Source organism: Helicobacter sp. MIT 05-5294, assembly GCF_000765675.1.
Lineage (GTDB): Bacteria > Campylobacterota > Campylobacteria > Campylobacterales > Helicobacteraceae > Helicobacter_D.
Genome location: NZ_JRPA02000014.1, coordinates 12,529 through 31,928 on the forward strand (window position 1 = coordinate 12,529; position 19,400 = coordinate 31,928).

Below are 19,400 nucleotides of genomic sequence, written 5' to 3' on the forward strand. Positions count from 1 at the left end.
ATGAGGGCATATTGCAAGTGTGTTGTGAGAACTTCTTGCTATTTAAAAAAAGTTTGAAAATTGCAGTTTTCAATACAAAAATTAAAATTTTAGAGGGATTTGTGGGTTTGGTTTATGGACTTGAAAGCTGAATTAACTTTAAGTTTCAAGGATTGGCACGATGGCAATTAATATTACAAATAACTTAGGCTTAAAAGCGTCTTCTGATATTGTAAAAAAGCATTATGGTAATTCCAAAAGATAAAAACATTTTTGCTATAAAGTTTAATTTTGATATAATAAAACCTTATTTGATTTTTATAGATTCTAAAATTATTAAGGGTTTATATGCGCTATCCACTTGATTTTAAAGATGACTTTCCTAATAACTTATTGTTTTGGATGGAACGCTTTATTTATAGTAAACTCAACAGCCTTTCAAATCATCAAGTAAGAGATAAAAAGGAGATTGTGAATGCGTTGAATAAATTAAGATATGGAATCGCAGAGATTAAAGAACTACAAGAGATTTGCAAACAATGCCGAAATGCTGGTTTGATTGGCATTAATACCTATGTCCAACCCCTCATCAAACTTTATGAACATCTCACTTATTTAGGACTTGCAAGCCTCAAAGAAGTAGATGAGGAAATGCTTAAAGAATTTCTCACGATTTACACAAGCGCACTTTCTGATGCGACCAAAAAAAATTATCGTATGACGCTTTTAAATTTTTTTGGATTTATTGATAAACAAAACGAAGACGATGAAGGATCTTCTTATAATTTCCGCATTGAACTCAAAAATTGGGGTGGTTTGCGTGGCAAAAGTGGGCAAAAACTGCCCTCTTATATGAACGAAAATGAAGTGCATCGTTTTTTAAATGGCATCAATTCTTTTCCTTTTAAGCATGAAGATTTAGGCGCACGCAATCGCTTGTTACTAAAGCTCATTATCTACACCGGAATCCGCGTGAGTGAGGCATTGAATCTCAAAATAAAAGATATTACGCTTGATGGTGAGTTTTTTCTAATTCAAGTGCGTGGCAAAGGCAATAAACCGCGCGTTGTGATGATTAAGGCAAAAAATATTAGTTGCGACTTTTCTGCGTGGATAAACTTCCGTCCAACCGAAGTGCAAGATGAATTAGTTTTCTGCAATCATAAAGGCAAAAAACTCACACAAGCCTATGTTAGCAGAATCGTAGAGCAAGTATTGCTCACCAATGGAATCCGCAAAGAAAAAAATGGTGCGCATATGTTGCGCCATAGTTTCGCCACCCTACTCTATCAAAAAAGCCAAGACTTGGTGCTAGTGCAAGAAGCACTCGGACATGCCAATCTTAACACTTCCCGCATTTATACGCATTTTGACAAGCAAAAGCTCAAAAATACCACAGAAATTATGAATTAGATCCCTATTGTAAAGCTCAAAACCCTACAAGCCACCACAAAAATCTTCTAGTTGGCAATGTGCCCCATAAACTCTTCTCTCGTCCTATGATCACTTTTAAAAAGCCCACGAATCGCACTTGTCAGCATTAAGCTATTTTGCTTTTCCACTCCTCGCATCACCATACACATATGCTTTGCTTCCGCGACAACCATTACCCCTTTAGGTTGTAAGACTTCCATTAATGTATCCGCAATCTGTGCAGTCATTTTTTCTTGAATCTGCAAACGCCTTGAATATACTTCCACCAAACGCGCAAGTTTAGAGATTCCGACGACTTTAGAATCCGGAATATAGCCGATAGAAATCTTGCCAAAAAAAGGCAACAAATGATGTTCGCATACAGAATAAAATTCAATATTCTTTAATACCACCATTTCATCACAAGCACCCTCAACAAAAACCCTGCCCAAAATCTCTTTGGGGTCGCTTTTGTATCCACTATATAAATGTTCCCAACTTTTTATCACGCGTTTTGGAGTTTCCAATAAACCCTCTCGCCCCCTATCCTCTCCGATAAAATCAAACATTTCTCGGAGATTCTCTTCAATTTGTTGAATCTTTTGATTATCTTTCATTTGTTTCCTTTATTTTTGCAGCAAAGCCGCAATGCGATTCTCAATGCTTGGGTGCGTGCTAAACATTTCTTTAGGGCTGAAAATATAAAGGGCTGTGCGCGTGGGATTGTCGTTTTGTGAAAAATCCGATTGCGCGTAATTGCCACTGATTTTTTGTAATGCACGAATCATTGGTGCATTATCATTCATCAAATATGCCGCTCCAGAATCCGCCATATATTCACGCGAACGACTTAGAAACATCTGCAATACAAGCGTAAGCAATGGCAAGACGAATTGTAAAATCGCTAAAAGAGTGTAAGCCATTTGCGCTCCTTTTTGACGAGAATTGCGCACAGAGAATTGACGCACACCATAATTTACAACTAGCAGCATAATATTGCTTAAGATTCCAACCACCAAAGTTAGCCGAATATCGCCGTGTCGGATATGGCTTAGTTCGTGTGCCATTACGGCTTTAGTTTCCTCGCGTGATAGATTGTGCACAAGTGTAGTTGTAAGTGCGATAAGCGAGTTTTTAGCTTCCCAACCACTTGCAAAAGCATTCATAAAAGGTGCTTCCATCAAGAAAAGCTTAGGACGAAAAGGAAGATTCGCCGCTACAATAAGCTCATCTAAGATTTGGCTTAGCTCCCTCTCTTTTGCGTTTGCCTCTTTGCCTTGCAGAATCTCTTTATATTCGTTTCCATTAAGCAAAATGCGTTTGAAGTTGAGAATCGCAAAACAAACAACAAGTGCCGCAACCACCAACAACACCGCAGTAATCAAAGGGAATTTGGCAAATGTTAGCAGTTGATATAGCCCCTCGCCCAAACTCCTAGCATTAATGCGCACAATATCAGCCAACAAGCCAATGAGGACAAAAATAAGCAAATAAATCGCAATTACGCATTTTGTTTTAAATTGGTTTTCTTTGATGATTTTATCAAACATTAAACTTCCTAATAAGACAAATCTAATTTTTCAAAAGCCAAAGCTATTCACAGGATTCTAAATCTTCACTAAAGGATTCCATAATTTCACAATGTGCCAACTCGCGCAGTAGATTCGTTGCATACGCCCCTTTTGGCAAATAAAACTCTAACTCGCCTTGCGCTTCTTCTTCTTTATAGCGAAAATTTAGATTCTCTGGAAAAATCCACGCATAGCGTCTCTGCCCTACACTCTTGATTCTGCAATCCAAAAATTTGGATTCTAAAACCCCTGCCCCCCATTGACTAATCTTAACTTTTTCACCGCTTAAAGCCCCTGTGATTGCTGTTTCTTTGCGCATAAAGCGTTCGGATTCTATCATTAAATCACTTGTTTCATTAAGCATAAAAAGTTTGCCAAAAGGATAATGACAAAGATAATCGCCTTTTAGGATTTTAAACCAATGCGGTTGGGATTTTAGCCTTTTGCAAGTATTCATATCAAGAAATTCTTGTGGAATCTCATCGCAATCAAGATACATTTTAAGGGTTTTAGGAATGGAATCCAAAGGGGTATTTGCAATTAAATGAGAAATATCAATGCGCAAAGAAAGCCATAGGTTATAAAGATAGCTTTGATAGGCACTAATAAGAAAATTCTGCATTTTTTTATTACGCACTTTTCGCTTTTTTTCTATAATCTCCAAACCTGCTTGATAATTATCTCCCTCTTTTCCGAATCTTTGGTAGCCAAAATAATTTGGAATCCCAAATTGCTCCATTGTTTTGCAGACTTCTGCGGTTTTTTGCGCATTTAACTTATCTAGCTTTTTGAGGCGGATAAAAAACTTATTTCCTTTTAAATGCCCAAGCTTGATTTTGTTATTATGATAAGTTTTCTCTAGAATCTTAATATTTGGAAGATTTAGCAATTCTATCTTGTCTGTTAAATGTCTAGGCAAACTGATATATTGGATACTTAAGGCATTTTTGTCTTTTAAACCCGCATATCCTATTTCATTTTCTTTGATTCCTAGATTTGAAGAAAGAAGCTTTAAGATTTCGAAAGTTGTTAAAGATTTTTTGCGTAATTTCAAAATCAAATGCGCACCCTCCCCACTAAAAGAGTAAAGCGGCACTTCTTCTACGACAAAATCACGCGGACTTTGCTTGAAATAAAATTGAATCGGGGAATGCGTATAAGCGAATGCGAGATTCATAATGCAACTAATGACAACCGCAACTGCCGCAACAACCCCCGCCCTCACCATGATGGTGTTCTTGAGCGTGTAATCCGCAAGTTAATTCTTTGTCTGTTGCTTCACGAGCATCCAAAACGCTAACAATAAAATGCAATTCTTTCCCTGCCAAAGGGTGATTGTAATCTATAATCACCATTTCATCATTAAAATCTTTTACGATAACTTGAGCTGTTTCGCCATTTTCTCCTTGTCCAAACAAAGTCATACCTTGTTGCAAGTCAATTCCGACAAATTGATCTCTTGGAACTTCTTGCACATATTCAGAAAAATACTCACCATAAGCATTTACAGGTGCAACAATCACTTCTTGTTTATCGCCAACTGACATTTGCGCAATGGCTTCTTCTAAACCTTTAATAATTTCACCTGCACCCATAATAAATTCCAATGGCTTACCGCCAATATTGGAATCCAAAATTTCTTCTGTTCCGTTTTCTTTGACCTGATATTCAATACTTACTACTTGATTATTTTCTATCATTTTTTCTCCTTTATTTAAGTTGAATGCCTGATTATTTTAAAAGTTTCTTGGCTTCTTTGGCTTCATTGGATTTCGGATAAAGTGAAACGAGAGATTCCAAAAAGCGTTTAGCATTTTCTTCTTCTTTGATAGCCCTGAAAGATTTTGCACTATTAAGCATAAGACGCGGCATATAGTCTGCCTTATCATAGCGCGTAGCACTTGTTTTGTAATAATAAATCGCATCTTCATAGCGTTTTTGTGCAAAAGCAATTTCTCCTAGCAAATAATTCCCACGCGCAGGTTTATAGTTGCCTTTAACCGCAAATTGCAAATATTCATCTGCAGAATCATAGTTTTTGTTTTTAAAAAACTCTTCCCCTTCTTTAAACACATCGGATAATTGTTTATTTTTTAAGTTTGTTTTAGAAGCTGTTGGCTCATTTTGGGATTTTTTTGTTTGAGAATCTTGTTTATTTTGCGTTTGGGAATCATTGGTTTGAGATTCGGACTTAGAAGAATCCTTGTTTTGTTCTGTTTTTTCTTTGCCGGATTCCTTATTTGATGAATCCTTTAAAGAATCTGTTGTTGATAAATTCGCTTGAGGATCTGCTTGTGTATTGTTACCCTCTAAATTCGCAATCACCGCGTTAATTTTTGCATTTGTAGCTACGACTTCTTGGGATTCTGCTTGAGGAGTTGCAGGGTTGTTTGCCTTAGCTTGAGATTCTATCTCCTTTGATTTTTGTTGTTTTAAAGTAGCGATTTGCTCTTTTAACTCGTTGATTTCGTTTTGCATTTGCGTATTTGTCTTTTGAATTAAAGCTCCCAATGCAGAAATACTATTCTTTAGCTTATCAATATTCTCGTTTTGCAATGCAAAATTAGAATCTACATGCTTACGAATTTCCTCTGAAGTTGCGTTGTTCTCACCTCGGACTAATTCAATTTTATTTGCGTTATTTTGGATTCTTTGAATCTGCCCTTCAAAAATACTTTTTAAGCCTTCTTGCGATTCTTCTATGATTTGAACTTTATTAGAAAGATTAAAAAGTTTTTCATTGATAATTTGAGATTCGGTCTTTTGTGGGGCTTTCCCACCGGCGTTAAAAGCCGATGGCTCTTCCCCATATAAGAAGCTAACTAACAATAAGCTTGAAGCAATTAATTTTTGCAACACAAAAACCTTAAGGCAACATTTTGAAAGTTACTTTTCTATTTTCTGCCCAACAATCTCTTGTTTTAGCGGTGCAAGTTGGTTTGCTTTCGCCATAGCTTACAAGACTTGTTTTGCCCTCTTCAACGCCTTGAGCAACTAACGCATTTTTAACCGCAACAGCTCTTTTAAGACCCAATGCGTAATTGTATTCATCAGTTCCCCACTCGTCAGTGTTTCCTTCGATTCTAACATTTAATGTTCCTGCAGAAATAGAAGTTAAAATTCTCGCGTCTCTTTCTACTACGGATTGCATATCTGGACGCACTACGAATTGATCAAAGTTGAAGAATACATTGCGCAAACCATCTTCTACATAGCTGATTCTTTCTTCAAGATTCACGAAGTTGTCTCTATTGTAATCATATCCACTTCCATCGTTATTATAGTATCTACCGCTTTGTTGAGCGTTTGCGTCAGATTCTACATTGCTTTTGTTACTACAACCTGTTACCAATAATGCGGCTGCCAATGAGCCTAAAACTAGAAATTTTTTCATTTCTACTCCCTGGATTTAATTAAAAAACGCGATATTATACCAAAAAAAATACAATTTGGTATAAAATCTTTATTTTACCAATCCATAGATTGGATTGTGCTACCACTAAGCGGGAAAAGTAGCGTTTTGTTGTAATTCAAGCGAATAATCCCTAACGCGCTTTGATTGCCCTCATGTTTTACATACATAATTGTTTCGCCATCTTTTGAAAAACGCGGTAGCTGATTTACTCCATTGGCACTTAAACGGCGAATAAAATCGCTTTTGGTGGAAATCAGATAAAGGTTAAAGGTATTGCGATTAAACTCATCACTTGTTTCGCGGCTAGAATAAACAATATAATTCCCATTCGCACTTGCTGCATTGTTGTTGCGCCCATGATAAACCATTTGTTCCACAGCCCCACTTGCTTCTCCACTTAATGGAATCGCAAAAACATTAGGATAGCCCAAACGATCAGAAATAAACATTACTCTTTTTTCGTCTTCAATGAAATTCCCGCTTACATCAATTCCGCTATATTTTGTAAGCCTCGTAAGATTCCTACTTGACACATCATAGAGATAAATATCGGCTTGTTCATTTGGAGCCATTGTGAGCAGCACTTTAGTAGAATCTTGGCTTACATCTGAAGCGACTAACATACCATTGCTATCCAAGATTTTTTGATTCTGTCCGTTTGTTAAATCAAATCTAAAAAGTGTTGGTTTGTCTAAGTATTTTGTATAATAAAAAGCGGTTTGCGCTTCATTTGCCCACTTAGGAAAAATATTTAACCCACCGCTTACGATTCTTTTTTTGTAAGTCAGTGTATAATCGCTCGTAAGAATCTCGCTTTCTCCGGGAGTTGTATAGTGAGATAAAACCACCATTCTCTCCATCCAATCCACTTTAGGAGCTTTGATATAATCATTAATATCAATCGCCATTTTATGTGCCAAAAAAGGATAAGATTCTGCATTGTTTGTCTTATATTCTTTGCTTAAAGCCAATAAGCCTGTATTTGCATCATAAAGTTGAAGCTTTGCTTCTAAATTGTCTTTGGTTATCTCCGCATTCACTCGTGCAATAAGATCAATTTTGCTTTTGCGGTATTCGTCAAAATTCAACACCATTGCACTTGAGACGCTTTCTTGGGATTCTTGTGTTGCAAAATGCCCCGTTACCTTTAAATCCGCAATCAACATTTTGAAAATTCTTTGGCTGTATTCTTTTTGTGAATAATCCCTGCCTGTATTTTGCACCAAAATATTAGGGAGATTCCCAAACTTTTTCACGACTTCCAATGTTGCATCAATGGGTTCTGCAAAAGCAAAACTAACACAAAACAACAAAAGACAAATTTTTTTCATCTTACACCTCTGTTTTAAAAGTTACCATAATATTGGTTTGAGCTCCACCTTCAAAGCGTGGAAATTCTTGGACACGCATTATATCTAAAAACTCTTGCAATGCCTTATCAAAATCCAAATTCCCAGATAGCCTAACGATAGAATAGGAAAACTTTCCTTGCGCATTAATGCTGATTTGCACTTCTGCCTTGTGTTCTTGTGAAGTGCGAATCGGATTCCAATTTTGAGCTAAAATCTCCTGCACTTTAGCATAAAACTCGTCATATTCTCCTTTTGGAGTAACAAAACTTAGAGTTTTTTGAGTATCCAAATTGGACATAATTTTTTCTAATTCTTGGCTTAAATTTTCGCTTTGAGAAGTCTCATTCGCCTTTTTCTTTTTGGCGATTTTATCGTTCTGACTTTGTGGTTTTAAGGCATCTTTCTTTACGGGAATCTTGGAATCCACTTGTTTAAAAAGTTCATTAATACCCAATCCTGTGTTTGCCGTTTTAGAAGCACTTTCTTTCTTGATTGGAATTGCTTCTACCCTTTTATCCATACTTTTTTGCGCTGTATTGATAGTGTTTTTTTGTTGAATCTCTTCAATTAAATCTATGCTAAAGGTTGTTTCTTTGTTGAAAGCATAAGCTTTAGGAGTTTTTTGCGCTGTATTGAACTGCCAAATCAATAAGGCAACAATGGAAATATAGCTAAAGATTGCGATTCCGCCACTTGAAATAAATAAAACAATTTTAGCCATCGGTAACGAGCGAAACCCTTGTAAAACCTGTCTGTTTTGCAATTTTCAACAAATAAATTACATCTTCATATTTAAGATTCTTATCTGCCCTAATATAAACTTGCGTATTTTTGTCGTAAGTATTGGCAAACACGACAAACGCATCAGGAAAACTATCAAAAGTCAAAATATCGTCTTTAAGGTAAATATTGCGCTTTAAATCCATACGAATTTCAATCTTGGAATCCTCTTGCATTGTTGCACTCTTAGAGCCTTGTGGCAAAGAAATCTCTTCTTGATATACAATCACAGGAGCTGTTACCATAAGAATCGCCAAAAGCACAAGCATAATATCCACCAAAGGCGTAATGTTTAAATCTGGTGTTTCGTCCCAATTATAATGCACTTTCATTTTGTCTTAAATCTATAAATTAGTTTTTGGAGAAATTAATACATTAATTTGCAATTGTAAATAAGTATTTAATTCAAAAACTTTGCGTTTTAGGAATAAATTAAAAGAATAGGCTGGAACTGCGGTTAGAATCCCTGCAGCCGTCGCCACAAGAGCTTTTGAGATTACAGGTGCTATCACATCTAAAGTAGCTTTTGAATTGGTCCCTAATTTAGAGAAAGCCTCCAAAATCTCAACAACCGTGCCAAATAAACCAATAAAAGGTGCAGTGGAAGCTACGATTCCAAGAAAGGTCAAACCAATCGTTGCATCTTTGATTGCTTTATCTAATGAATATTGCAACATAGGCTCTGTTAGTTTTTTATCAATCCCAATAAGATTAGAACCCAATAAAGAATTTTTTGGCAATGTATTGCGTCCGCCCAATAAAACTTCAAGACATCGTTTTTCATTACTTAGTGCTAAGCTTAAGGAAAAATAGCGATATAAAAAAATCCAAAGCACCAACACAAAATACAAAGATAGCCAAGCCAAAACGACTATGGCAATAACACCATAGTCGCTTAACAATGTATTTAAACTCACAGAGAACTCTTTGCTGTATTTTCAATGCGAGAAACTACCATAGAAACCGCAACATTATTATCTGTTGATTCTTCCAATAGTTTTTTCGCATTTGCAATAGCTTGAGCAATTTCGCTTTCGCTATCTCCATTAATATCCACAGCCCCTTCTGCTAGAACATCAACACTTGTTTCATCTACTTTCGCATAGCCCCAATTAATTGCGACAATCTCTTTTTTATTGTCTTGTTTTTCAATTTCAATTACTCCGGCATTAAGTGTTGTTACAATTCCAACATGCCCCGGTAAGACGCCAAACTCCCCTTCACTTCCGGGAAGAGTAACGCTTTTGACATTATTAGAAAAAATCTTGCCCTCTGGAGTAACAATATCCAATTTCAAGGTTTCCATTGAAGCTCCTTAAGCATTTGCTTTCATTTTCTCCGCTTTTTCAAGAACCTCATTGATGTTACCTACCATATAAAACGCATTTTCTGGAATATGGTCATATTTACCTTCTAAGATACCTTTAAAGCCTTCCAATGTTTCTTGGAGAGTAACATATTTACCCGGACTTCCTGTAAAAACTTCAGCAACAAAGAATGGTTGAGATAAGAATTTTTCAATTTTTCTTGCTCTTTCTACAACCTTTTTATCCTCTTCGGAAAGCTCATCCATACCTAAAATTGCGATAATATCTTGCAAGTCTTTGTATTTTTGAAGCACTTGCTGAACACTTGTTGCGATTCTGTAATGCTCTTCTCCAACAACTTGTGGGTCAAGAATCCTAGAAGTAGAATCCAAAGGATCTACCGCTGGATAGATTCCCTTTTCTGCGATTTTTCTATTTAATACCGTAGTTGCATCAAGGTGAGCAAATACAGAAGCAGGTGCCGGGTCCGTCAAGTCATCAGCCGGTACATAAACCGCTTGAACAGAGGTAATAGAGCCTTTTTTTGTAGAAGTAATACGCTCTTGTAATTTGCCCATTTCACTTGCCAATGTTGGTTGGTAACCTACCGCAGATGGAATCCTACCAAGAAGAGCGGACATTTCTGCACCCGATTGAGCATAACGGAAGATATTATCAATAAACATCAATACATCAAGTCCTTTTTCATCGCGGAAATACTCTGCCATTGTAAGACCTGTAAAAGCGATTCTATTCCTTGCTCCAGGTGGTTCATTCATTTGACCATAACACAAGGCAACTTTATCCAAAACGCCGGATTCTTTCATTTCGTGATAAAGGTCGTTCCCCTCACGCGTTCTTTCTCCAACACCCGCAAATACTGAATAACCACTATGTTTAAAGGCAACATTATGGATAAGCTCCATAATAACAACAGTTTTCCCAACACCAGCACCACCAAATAAACCGACTTTACCACCTTTAGAATAAGGAGCTAACAAATCAACTACCTTGATGCCGGTTTCAAACATTTCTGTTTTAGTGCTTTGATCTTCAAAGCTTGGAGCAGTCCTATGAATAGACCATTTTTCAGGGCTTTTTAGTTCTTCTCCGCCATCTACTACTTCGCCAATCACATTAAAGATTCTTCCTAAAACCTGCTCACCCACCGGAACGGTAATAGGATTACCTCTGGCGACAACTTGCTCACCTCTTGTAAGTCCCTCTGTCATATCCATAGCAATTGCACGCACCCTATTATCTCCGATATGCGCTGCAACTTCTAATACCAATTTGTGATTGCGTCCGTCAATTGAAAATTCAATATCTAACGCTTCGTTGATTGCAGGTAGATAAGAATCAAAATCTACATCTACAACAGGACCCATGATTTGAATAATTTTTCCTACCATATTTTCTGACATTTAATATACTCCTTATTTCATTGACTCAACGCCAGTATTAATTTCTACTAATTCTGTCGTAATTGTTTCTTGTCTTGCTTTGTTATAGGCAATCGTGAGAGTTCTTGCCAATTCACCTGCATTATTTGTGGCTGCGTCCATTGCCTGCATACGAGCACTATGTTCTGCTGCCAAAGAATCCACAAGCGCATAATACATACTAAATTCAATGTATTTATTTGCCAACTCGTGCAAAATTTCATTTTCTTGCTCATTTGGTTCTACCTCTAAAATAGAAGCACACTCTTCTGGTAAAGCAATGCCTTCAATCGGTAAAAGTTGGGAAACTTTCATCTCTTGAGAAATCATATTTTTAAAACCATTATGAACCAAAATTACTTTGGAAGTAATACCGCTAAGATAATCTGCTACCGCTTTGTTAATGAACTCTGCCGCTTGTGCGTATTGTGGTGTAGCACTTAGCCCCACAACACTATCCAATATTTCAATTTCATTAAATTTATAATATTCCACTGCCTTTTTGCCAATCACTCGCAAACGCACTTTCATATTCTTTGTCTTGTGTTCCGCTATAATGCGATTCACTTCTTTAATGGTGTTAATATTGAATCCACCACACAAACCTTTATCGGCTGTAACCAATACAATATCTACAAGTTTGGATTCCTCATTTCCTTTGCTGAAATAAGGATTATCCTGCATATTCTCACCACTTGCGACTTTTGCTTTAATCTCTGACAAAACCTCTACAATTTTCTTTGCATACATCTTAGAGCGTCTTGCCATTTCGTCGGCTTTTTTTAATTTAGAAGTAGAAACAAGCTTCATTGCACGCGTAGTTTTTTGAGTGTTTAGAACGCTTGAAATCTTTTTTCTAATATCTTTTAGGTTGTTTCCCATAACAAACTCCCTATTTTACACCGCAAAATTAGATTTGAACTCTTCTAAAGCCTTGCAGAGAGTTTCTTCAATATCTTTGTCCAACATTTTTTTAGAACGAATGTCTTCAAAGATTTGTGGATATTTAGCTTCCAAGAATGGATACAAATCCGCTTCAAATTTCGTGATATTAGCGACTGCTACATCGTCCATATAACCTCTTGCACCTGCAAAAACAACCACTACTTGACGCTCAATAGACAATGGAGAATAAGGAGGCTGTTTTAAGACTTCCACCATTCTTTGTCCTCGGTCTAATTGTTTTCTACTGGATTCATCTAAATCAGAAGCAAATTGGGCAAACGCTTGTAATTCACGGTATTGTGCAAGGTCAAGCCTCAAAGTTCCTGAAACTTGTTTTGTCGCTTTAATCTGTGCAGCACCACCCACACGAGATACCGACAAACCAACATTGATTGCAGGACGCACACCAGAGTTAAATAAATCTGTTTCAAGGAATATTTGCCCATCTGTAATTGAAATAACATTTGTCGGAATATATGCTGCCACATCTCCCGCTTGTGTTTCAATGATTGGTAATGCAGTTAGAGAACCTGCCCCTAGCTCATCACTAACTTTCGCGGCACGCTCCAACAATCTTGAATGCAGATAGAATACATCACCGGGGAACGCTTCACGACCCGGAGGACGTCTAAGAATCAAAGACATTTCACGATAAGCCACTGCGTGCTTACTTAAATCATCATAAACAATCAACGCATGTCTTCCATTGTCTCTAAAATATTCTCCCATAGTTACACCCGCATAAGGAGCAAGATATTGCATAGTCGCAGAATCTGAAGCAGGTGCATTGATAATAATGGTGTATTCCATTGCGCCATGCTCTTCTAATTTTCTTACAACTTGAGCAACAGTGGATTCCTTTTGACCGATTGCTACATAGATACAAACAACATCTTGACCTTTTTGGTTGATAATTGTATCAATCGCAACGGTTGTCTTACCTGTTTGTCTATCGCCGATAATCAATTCTCTTTGTCCGCGTCCGATTGGAACAAGAGCATCAATCGCCTTAAGTCCTGTTTGAAGTGGCTCATGCACAGACTTTCTAGCCATAATCCCCGGTGCTTTTTCTTCCATAAAGCGATATTCTTTTGCTTCAATTGCGCCTTTTCCATCAATAGGCTCACCCAAAGCATTTACAACACGCCCCATCAAACCATCACCTACAGGCACACGCAAAAGCTTACCAAGTCTTTTAACAGAAGAACCCTCTTTAATTTCTTTTCCGCCACCTAAAACAACAACACCAACACTGCCTTCTTCAAGGCTTAAAGCCAAACCTTTATCGCCTGTTTCAAATTCAACCATCTCATAATACATTGCATTTTTGAGTCCATAAACTTTTGCGACACCATCAGCATATGCAATAACCTTGCCTGTTTCAGCAATATTAAGATCAAGTTCAAAATTGTCAATTCTTTCTTTAATGATTGAACTAATTTCATCTGCTTGTAATTTTGCTACCACTACTACTCCTTATTTAGAATTAAAATGCTTTTAAGATATAATTTCTTAAATCGTTTGCGAATTTTTCTTGAGAAAAAGAAATCTCCACGCCTAAATCTTCTACCACCAATCTAACTCCAGCATTTGCTACTACTTGCTGCTTCAACAAAAGATTCACACCAAGCTTTTTGCTAAATTTGCTTTCTATTTCTTTTAGCAATGTTTCATCATAGCTTTCGCCAACAATTAATTGTGCAATATATTCTTTATTCAAAGTTGCAAGATGCGAAGATAACTCTTTGTAAAGCTCTTCAAACAAATCTAATCGCTTATGCTCCGATAGCACTTTAATGAAATTAGAAAATTTTGCACTAAAATGATTATCCAAAATATTTCCTAGCACAAAATCCACTTTTTGTTTTTGCTCTACATAGGGAGATTCTACAATCTCCTTAAATTTCGCAACTTTATAAGCTCCAGCAAGCTTTCCTAATGATTCTACAATCTCTTTTAATTCAGCTTCAGAAGCACTCTTGGCTAATGCTTTGACATATCGTTTTGCAATCAAATCTTTCATCTATGCCGCCTTCTTAAGTAGAGATTGTATTAAAACATCTTTGCTTAATGCAATGGAATCTTTATTTAGAAACTCTGATAAAATTTCATCTACGACAAGTTTCTCTGCCTTTTTTTGTTCAAAAGCAATATGCTCATTGTATTGACGCACCAAGTTTTCCAATTCATTTTTTGTGCTTTCTTCAATCTTTTGCACGATGATTGCGGATTCTTTATGTGCAGCTTCCACAATATCTTTCGCAGTTTTTTTAGCTTCCTCTACTTGATTTAATGCTTTTTGTTTTGCTTTTTTGGAATCTTGCAATTTCTCTTGAATCTTTGCTAGTGAATTTGCAATCCCATCTCTACGAGCTTTAAAAACATCTTTAATAGCATTAGCCGCAAAGTAATATACAAGAGCAACAAATATTACGAAATTTATTGTTCTTTCTATAATATCATAGTCTCCTCCGCCTGACGCCAAAAGCACACAAGGTGCAAACAATAATCCCAAAAGATATAAACCATTTCTCATTATTGCTCCTTATAGCTTTCCAAGCTTTGCTTTTAAGCTTTCTTTAAAAAGTGGAATTTCGGATTCCAAAGAGGCTTTCAATCTTGCTTTTTCTTCCTCCAAGCCCACAACAAAAGAATTGTATTTTTGAGCCAATTCATCTTTCTTTTGAGAAATTTTTGTTTCCGCAGTTTGTTTAGCACTTTCTTGCGCTTTGTTTTTAATCAAAGCAGCTTCAGCTCTCGCAACTTGCAGAATCTCATTAGCTTCTTTATGCAAAGCCTTAATGTCCGCTGTGTTTCCCTCTATGCCTTCGCTATCTTTCTTGATGGAAGCATCACGCGTATCCATAAAGCCAAGTAAAGGCTTATAAAGCATACGATTGAGCAAATAAATCAAAGCAAGAAAAATAACAAAAACTAGTGCCATTACCCAAGGAGTTGGGATAATAGTCATTTGCACTCCTTTCTTTCTTTAAAATGGATTTTATTTTATCACGAATTTTTCTAAGTTTTTCTTAAAAACCATGAATTGGTAAAATTTTGCTAAACTTTTCCACCTCCTCATCGTTACTAAATTCTACAATCAGTTTATTTTTGACCAAATTTGCACGAATGGATTGTGATTGCAAATCTTCACAGATTTCTTTAAGTTTGACAATGGAATCGTGATGAAGCATCTTTGATGAGCTAGAATCTTTTTTGGATTCTAAATTTTTAGCATTTTTTGATTCTTCTTTAAATTGTCTTACGATTTTTTCTGTGTCATGCACACTTAATTTTTGCCCAATGATAGAATTTGCGACGAGAAGTTGCTGTTCTTTGGATAGCGTTACAAGCACTTTTGCATGTCCTTGGGAAATTTTATTTTCCAAAATCATTGCTTGGACTTTTTCATCTAATTCCAAAAGTCGTAAGGTATTTGTGATTTGAGTTCGAGATTTTGAAAGTCTTTTGGCGACTTCTTCGTGTGTGATTCCATAATCTTCAATCAATTCTTTATAAGATTGCGCTAAATCCATAGGATTCAAATCTTCTCTTTGAATATTCTCAATCAAAGCCAATTCGCGGAGTTTTTCCTCTTGCACATCTACGATAATTGCTTTAATGCTTTCTTTTTTTGCCAATTTACTCGCGCGCAATCTGCGCTCACCTGCAATTAAGAAGTAATGTTCTGGCTGTTGGCTATCCTCATAAATTAAAATAGGCTGCAACAAACCATGCTCTTCAATAGAAGCGGCAAGCTCTTGCAGACTTGCAGCGTCAAAGATTTTGCGCGGTTGCAATGGATTGGGTTTGATTTTATCCAAATCAATCTCAACAACAAGCCCGGAATTGTCATTCAAATCGTTTTGATATGCTTCTTCTACTTCCCCTAATATCGCGCTTAACCCTCTTCCTAAACCTGCATTCTTTTTTGCCATTAAGCCCTCTTTTCTAAAATCGCCCGTGCCAAATTTTGATATGCAATATTGCCTTGAGAACGGACATCATACAGAATCACAGGCTTCCCAAAACTTGGAGATTCTGCAAGTTTAATATTTCTTGGAATCGCAATTGCATCTTTAGAATCCTCTTCTTTAATTAATTGCCCATTAAAGTGCTGCAACAAATCCGCATAAACCTGCCTTGAAAGATTGTTTTGCGCACTATACATTGTAGGTAACAATCCTTTAATCTCTAAATTAGGATTAATTTCCTTGCGCAAAAGTTTTATAGTATTTAAAAGTTGCGCCAACCCCTCTAACGCAAAAAACTCGCATTGGATAGGAATAATTACAGAATGTGCCGCGCTTAAAGCATTGATTGTCAAAGGTCCAAGTGCGGGTGGAGAATCTATGATAATATAATCATACATATCCATAACATCTTCTATCTTTTTCTTTAAAATCAGCTCACGCCCATTGCGCTTTTGACTATAAAATTCTTTTTCAATCCCAACCAAACCGATATTAGATGGCGCTAGAAATAAAGTAGGAATTGAAGTTTTTTGAATGATTTGTAAAATCTTTTTTGTCCCAATCAAGACATGATAAATATTAAACTCTATGCTATTGCGATGAAACCCTAAACTCGTTGTAGCGTTCGCTTGCGGATCTACATCTACCAAAAGCACTTTTTTTTCTTCTACTGCAAGAGAGGCAGCGAGATTCACAGCGGTTGTTGTTTTGCCTACGCCACCCTTTTGATTTGCTATACAAATCACTTCACACATTCTTCCACTCCACTATCTTAAGCTATAAAATCTTTCACCCTCAACCAAAATAGACCCGTCCTCGCAAAGTGTAGAATCACGAAGAGAAATCAACCTGCCATTATGGTGAAAAGTAAATTGAAAATTATTTGGAAATTCTAACGAATATTTACTAAAAATTTGCTTCCAACTCAATTTTTTTTTGTTGTTTTCCAAGCTTTGGATAAAAGAATCCACAATTTCTTCCTTAGATACTTGAATATCCAATGAGCCAAACTCTTGATTGTCATTTTTTAAATTCAATCCGATTCCGCAAACCATGGTTTCTTTTATCTTTGTGCAAATAATGCCACCGACTTTTTGACAATCCTTATATAAATCATTGGGATATTTTAGCCAAATCTTCGAACCAAACTCTCGCAAAACTTCTTTAAAAAGGAATCCAAAATAAATTGACACAGATTCCAAGGGTAAATCTTGTGGCAACGCATTACTATCAAGCGCAAAGGAAAAATACAAACCCTCTTGGACATTTTCCCATACATTCCCCCTGCTCCCGATTCCACCGCTTTGTTTTTGTGCTATCACCATAATAGGAGCTTTCAGCTCTTCTTTGCGGATTTTTTCAGCCAAAAAAAGCTGGGTAGATTCTATGCAATCAAACTCTAAAATTTCCATTTTATTCTAAAATATCCCCTACTTTTAATCGCTTCCCTTGCAAATACGCATAAGCACAAATGGCTTTTTTAGAAGGGGCTTGTAGGGATTCTATCCACACGCTTCCTATGGTGCAGCCCACTTTTATTTTCTTATTGGTGATTTGCAAAATCTCTCCTTGAGCGTTTTTGCTTGTAGATTCTGCAACCCTAACGCCTTTTAGTTTCAAGCCATTTTCCAAATAAATTTCGGGCCATCCCTCATAAGCGCGTGATTTTGCCGCTAGAGATTCTGCATTATCAAACCCCACTCTCCCCCACTCTTTTTTAATTTTTTTGCAATAACTTGCTTCCGTATTCGTTTGTGCTAAAGGGCTAATAGAATCGCATTTCTCTAAATATTCCAAAGTCAAATCCGCAGCAAGTTTTCCAAGATCTTCAAATAGCTTTGGCGCACTTTGAAAAGTATTTGGAATCACTTTGAATCCCAAAATATCCCCACAATCTAGCCCCTCATTCATCTGCATTGCTGTAACGCCAAAATATTTTTCTTGTTGCAAAATGCTTTGTTGGATTGGACTTGCGCCGCGAAATTTAGGCAAGATAGAAGCGTGAAGATTAATACAAGGAGCGAGATTCAAAATACTTTTGGGTAAAATTTTGCCATAGGCTGCAACGATGATTTTGTCGCAATCAAAGGCTTTAAGTTGATTTGCAAATTCTTCATCTAGTTTATTGGGCTGCAAGATTGGAATCTTAGAATTCCTATCTAATAATAATTTCTTTGTTGCTGGGGCTTGTAGCTGCATACTTCGCCCTGCTTTTTTATCACCTTGAGCTACTAGCGCACAAACTTCATGATGAGCCAACAAAGATTCCAAAATCACCGCCGCATAATCTGGCGTTCCCATAAAAATCACTCGCATTTGTTTCCTTTTTTGAAAACAGGATAATAACAAATTTATATTTAATTTTATTTTGGATTCCTAAATTGGCTTTTGATATTTTGTAGAATTGCTAGTAAATTTCTATCAAATCAAATTCCTTAATGATTGTTTTTTTGGGTTTAAAAGGAGCAGCAAACTCGTTTCCTACTTGATAAATTGGCAAAAGACTAAAATCCGTAGAATCCTCACTATAAGCATAGTAATCTTGAGATTGTGAGATTCTTCTATTTGTAGAATCTTCGGTAGTTTTTTGCGCTTCTTGTGTCTTTTGTGCTATTTGAAATGAATTTGCCTTAGAGGCATTTCGCGCTTGTCTAATGCTTTGTTGAATCTCCTCTTTTTGGAAATAAGATTCTAATTGCTTCACACGCATCGCCACATCTTGATAATATTTTTCTGCTTGAATGTTGGCTTGTTCGTTTTTTTGCCAACTATAACCCTTGTTGTAAGATTTGATGATATTTTTCCAATTTCCTTGATGTTCTTTTTGCCAATACTTAAGCTCTGTAATTGCTATTTGCTCGGCAAAAGAATCGTTTTCTACTAACATTGCTCCTATCATATTTTGCGTAAAACCATTTTGCTTAAGCTTGGGATAGCGATTAATCACGCCGGGAATATAAGCGTGAAAGTTCCCTGCACTTGGATCTTGGAAATTCATTTTATATTCTCCTGCACAAGATTCTTTCCAAGCAATCGCTGCGAGTGTCAAGCCAAAGCCCTCGCCCTCTCCTGCAAGATAAGAATGTAATAAAACTTGTTTTTGGGAATTTGAAAATTGGTTCAAAGGAACGCAAGAGTTTTTAAATTCTATTTGTGGTAACGCGTAACAAAATCCGATAAATGAGCATAAAAACAAAATAATTCGTTGCATAAAAACTCCTT

General features: G+C 36.5%; 23 protein-coding genes. 1 reads left to right on the plus strand and 22 read right to left on the minus strand.

The features are described 5' to 3' along the window. The first annotated feature begins 327 nt into the window (after positions 1 to 327). Complete coding sequence (locus LS69_RS07460) at positions 328 to 1,392, plus strand: tyrosine-type recombinase/integrase (protein ID WP_138123682.1); 1,065 nt, start codon at positions 328 to 330, stop codon at positions 1,390 to 1,392. 47 nt (positions 1,393 to 1,439) lie between these two features. On the opposite strand, the gene folE is transcribed toward LS69_RS07460, so the two are convergent. The 22 genes from folE to LS69_RS07570 all read right to left on the minus strand — a co-directional run bounded on the left by folE (position 1,440) and on the right by LS69_RS07570 (position 19,389). After that, positions 1,440 to 2,009, minus strand: a complete 570-nt coding sequence (folE, locus tag LS69_RS07465; RefSeq protein WP_138123684.1) for a GTP cyclohydrolase I FolE — start codon at positions 2,007 to 2,009, stop codon at positions 1,440 to 1,442. A gap of 9 nt (positions 2,010 to 2,018) precedes the next feature. Beyond that, positions 2,019 to 2,942 carry a zinc metalloprotease HtpX gene (gene htpX, locus LS69_RS07470; RefSeq protein ID WP_138123686.1) on the minus strand — a complete coding sequence of 308 codons (924 nt, stop codon included), beginning with the start codon at positions 2,940 to 2,942 and terminating at the stop codon, positions 2,019 to 2,021. 43 nt (positions 2,943 to 2,985) lie between these two features. Beyond that, complete coding sequence (gene truD, locus LS69_RS07475) at positions 2,986 to 4,191, minus strand: tRNA pseudouridine(13) synthase TruD (RefSeq protein ID WP_342747949.1); 1,206 nt, start codon at positions 4,189 to 4,191, stop codon at positions 2,986 to 2,988. Beyond that, the gene (locus tag LS69_RS07480) at positions 4,148 to 4,663 is read right to left on the minus strand and encodes a peptidylprolyl isomerase (protein WP_138123688.1); all 516 of its coding nucleotides are present in this window, start codon (positions 4,661 to 4,663) and stop codon (positions 4,148 to 4,150) included. Before LS69_RS07480 ends, truD begins: the two co-directional genes overlap by 44 nt. A 31-nt stretch (positions 4,664 to 4,694) precedes the next feature. Next, positions 4,695 to 5,819 carry a tetratricopeptide repeat protein gene (locus LS69_RS07485; RefSeq protein ID WP_238699258.1) on the minus strand — a complete coding sequence of 375 codons (1,125 nt, stop codon included), beginning with the start codon at positions 5,817 to 5,819 and terminating at the stop codon, positions 4,695 to 4,697. 10 nt (positions 5,820 to 5,829) lie between these two features. Then, positions 5,830 to 6,357, minus strand: a complete 528-nt coding sequence (locus tag LS69_RS07490; protein ID WP_138123692.1) for an OmpA family protein — start codon at positions 6,355 to 6,357, stop codon at positions 5,830 to 5,832. Positions 6,358 to 6,431: 74 nt separating this feature from the next. After that, positions 6,432 to 7,709: a Tol-Pal system protein TolB gene (tolB, locus tag LS69_RS07495; RefSeq protein WP_138123694.1), complete on the minus strand. Its 1,278-nt coding sequence runs from the start codon at positions 7,707 to 7,709 to the stop codon at positions 6,432 to 6,434. A gap of 1 nt (position 7,710) precedes the next feature. Further along, on the minus strand, positions 7,711 to 8,451 hold the full coding sequence (locus LS69_RS07500; protein WP_138123696.1) for an energy transducer TonB: 741 nt from the start codon (positions 8,449 to 8,451) through the stop codon (positions 7,711 to 7,713). Beyond that, positions 8,444 to 8,842 (minus strand): biopolymer transporter ExbD, encoded by a 399-nt coding sequence (locus LS69_RS07505; RefSeq protein ID WP_194145462.1) that lies wholly within the window; start codon positions 8,840 to 8,842, stop codon positions 8,444 to 8,446. The genes LS69_RS07500 and LS69_RS07505 overlap by 8 nt, the downstream gene beginning before the upstream one ends. Positions 8,843 to 8,854: 12 nt before the next feature. Next, positions 8,855 to 9,427 carry a MotA/TolQ/ExbB proton channel family protein gene (locus LS69_RS07510; RefSeq protein WP_138123698.1) on the minus strand — a complete coding sequence of 191 codons (573 nt, stop codon included), beginning with the start codon at positions 9,425 to 9,427 and terminating at the stop codon, positions 8,855 to 8,857. Continuing rightward, a complete protein-coding gene (atpC, locus tag LS69_RS07515) occupies positions 9,424 to 9,816 on the minus strand; it encodes an ATP synthase F1 subunit epsilon (protein WP_138123700.1) in 393 nt (130 codons plus the stop codon). Before atpC ends, LS69_RS07510 begins: the two co-directional genes overlap by 4 nt. 9 nt (positions 9,817 to 9,825) lie before the next feature. Then, the gene (atpD, locus tag LS69_RS07520) at positions 9,826 to 11,229 is read right to left on the minus strand and encodes a F0F1 ATP synthase subunit beta (RefSeq protein ID WP_138123744.1); all 1,404 of its coding nucleotides are present in this window, start codon (positions 11,227 to 11,229) and stop codon (positions 9,826 to 9,828) included. 24 nt (positions 11,230 to 11,253) lie between these two features. Further along, a complete protein-coding gene (atpG, locus tag LS69_RS07525) occupies positions 11,254 to 12,141 on the minus strand; it encodes an ATP synthase F1 subunit gamma (protein ID WP_138123702.1) in 888 nt (295 codons plus the stop codon). Between the two features lie 15 nt (positions 12,142 to 12,156). Further along, positions 12,157 to 13,671 carry a F0F1 ATP synthase subunit alpha gene (gene atpA, locus LS69_RS07530; protein ID WP_138123704.1) on the minus strand — a complete coding sequence of 505 codons (1,515 nt, stop codon included), beginning with the start codon at positions 13,669 to 13,671 and terminating at the stop codon, positions 12,157 to 12,159. A 19-nt stretch (positions 13,672 to 13,690) separates the two neighbouring features. Then, complete coding sequence (locus tag LS69_RS07535; RefSeq protein WP_138123706.1) at positions 13,691 to 14,227, minus strand: F0F1 ATP synthase subunit delta; 537 nt, start codon at positions 14,225 to 14,227, stop codon at positions 13,691 to 13,693. Beyond that, the gene (locus tag LS69_RS07540) at positions 14,228 to 14,740 is read right to left on the minus strand and encodes a F0F1 ATP synthase subunit B (protein ID WP_138123708.1); all 513 of its coding nucleotides are present in this window, start codon (positions 14,738 to 14,740) and stop codon (positions 14,228 to 14,230) included. It lies immediately after the preceding gene. Positions 14,741 to 14,749: 9 nt separating this feature from the next. Continuing rightward, positions 14,750 to 15,175 carry a FoF1 ATP synthase subunit B' gene (locus LS69_RS07545; RefSeq protein WP_138123710.1) on the minus strand — a complete coding sequence of 142 codons (426 nt, stop codon included), beginning with the start codon at positions 15,173 to 15,175 and terminating at the stop codon, positions 14,750 to 14,752. Positions 15,176 to 15,236: 61 nt separating this feature from the next. Continuing rightward, the gene (locus tag LS69_RS07550; RefSeq protein ID WP_138123712.1) at positions 15,237 to 16,142 is read right to left on the minus strand and encodes a ParB/RepB/Spo0J family partition protein; all 906 of its coding nucleotides are present in this window, start codon (positions 16,140 to 16,142) and stop codon (positions 15,237 to 15,239) included. Then, the gene (locus tag LS69_RS07555; RefSeq protein WP_138123714.1) at positions 16,142 to 16,933 is read right to left on the minus strand and encodes an AAA family ATPase; all 792 of its coding nucleotides are present in this window, start codon (positions 16,931 to 16,933) and stop codon (positions 16,142 to 16,144) included. The genes LS69_RS07550 and LS69_RS07555 overlap by 1 nt, the downstream gene beginning before the upstream one ends. A gap of 12 nt (positions 16,934 to 16,945) precedes the next feature. Next, positions 16,946 to 17,590, minus strand: a complete 645-nt coding sequence (locus tag LS69_RS07560) for a biotin--[acetyl-CoA-carboxylase] ligase (protein WP_138123716.1) — start codon at positions 17,588 to 17,590, stop codon at positions 16,946 to 16,948. 1 nt (position 17,591) lies between these two features. Further along, entirely contained in the window at positions 17,592 to 18,494 is a 903-nt protein-coding gene (locus tag LS69_RS07565; protein WP_138123718.1) for a methionyl-tRNA formyltransferase, read from the minus strand. A gap of 91 nt (positions 18,495 to 18,585) precedes the next feature. Next, complete coding sequence (locus LS69_RS07570) at positions 18,586 to 19,389, minus strand: hypothetical protein (protein ID WP_138123720.1); 804 nt, start codon at positions 19,387 to 19,389, stop codon at positions 18,586 to 18,588. Positions 19,390 to 19,400 lie beyond the last annotated feature (11 nt).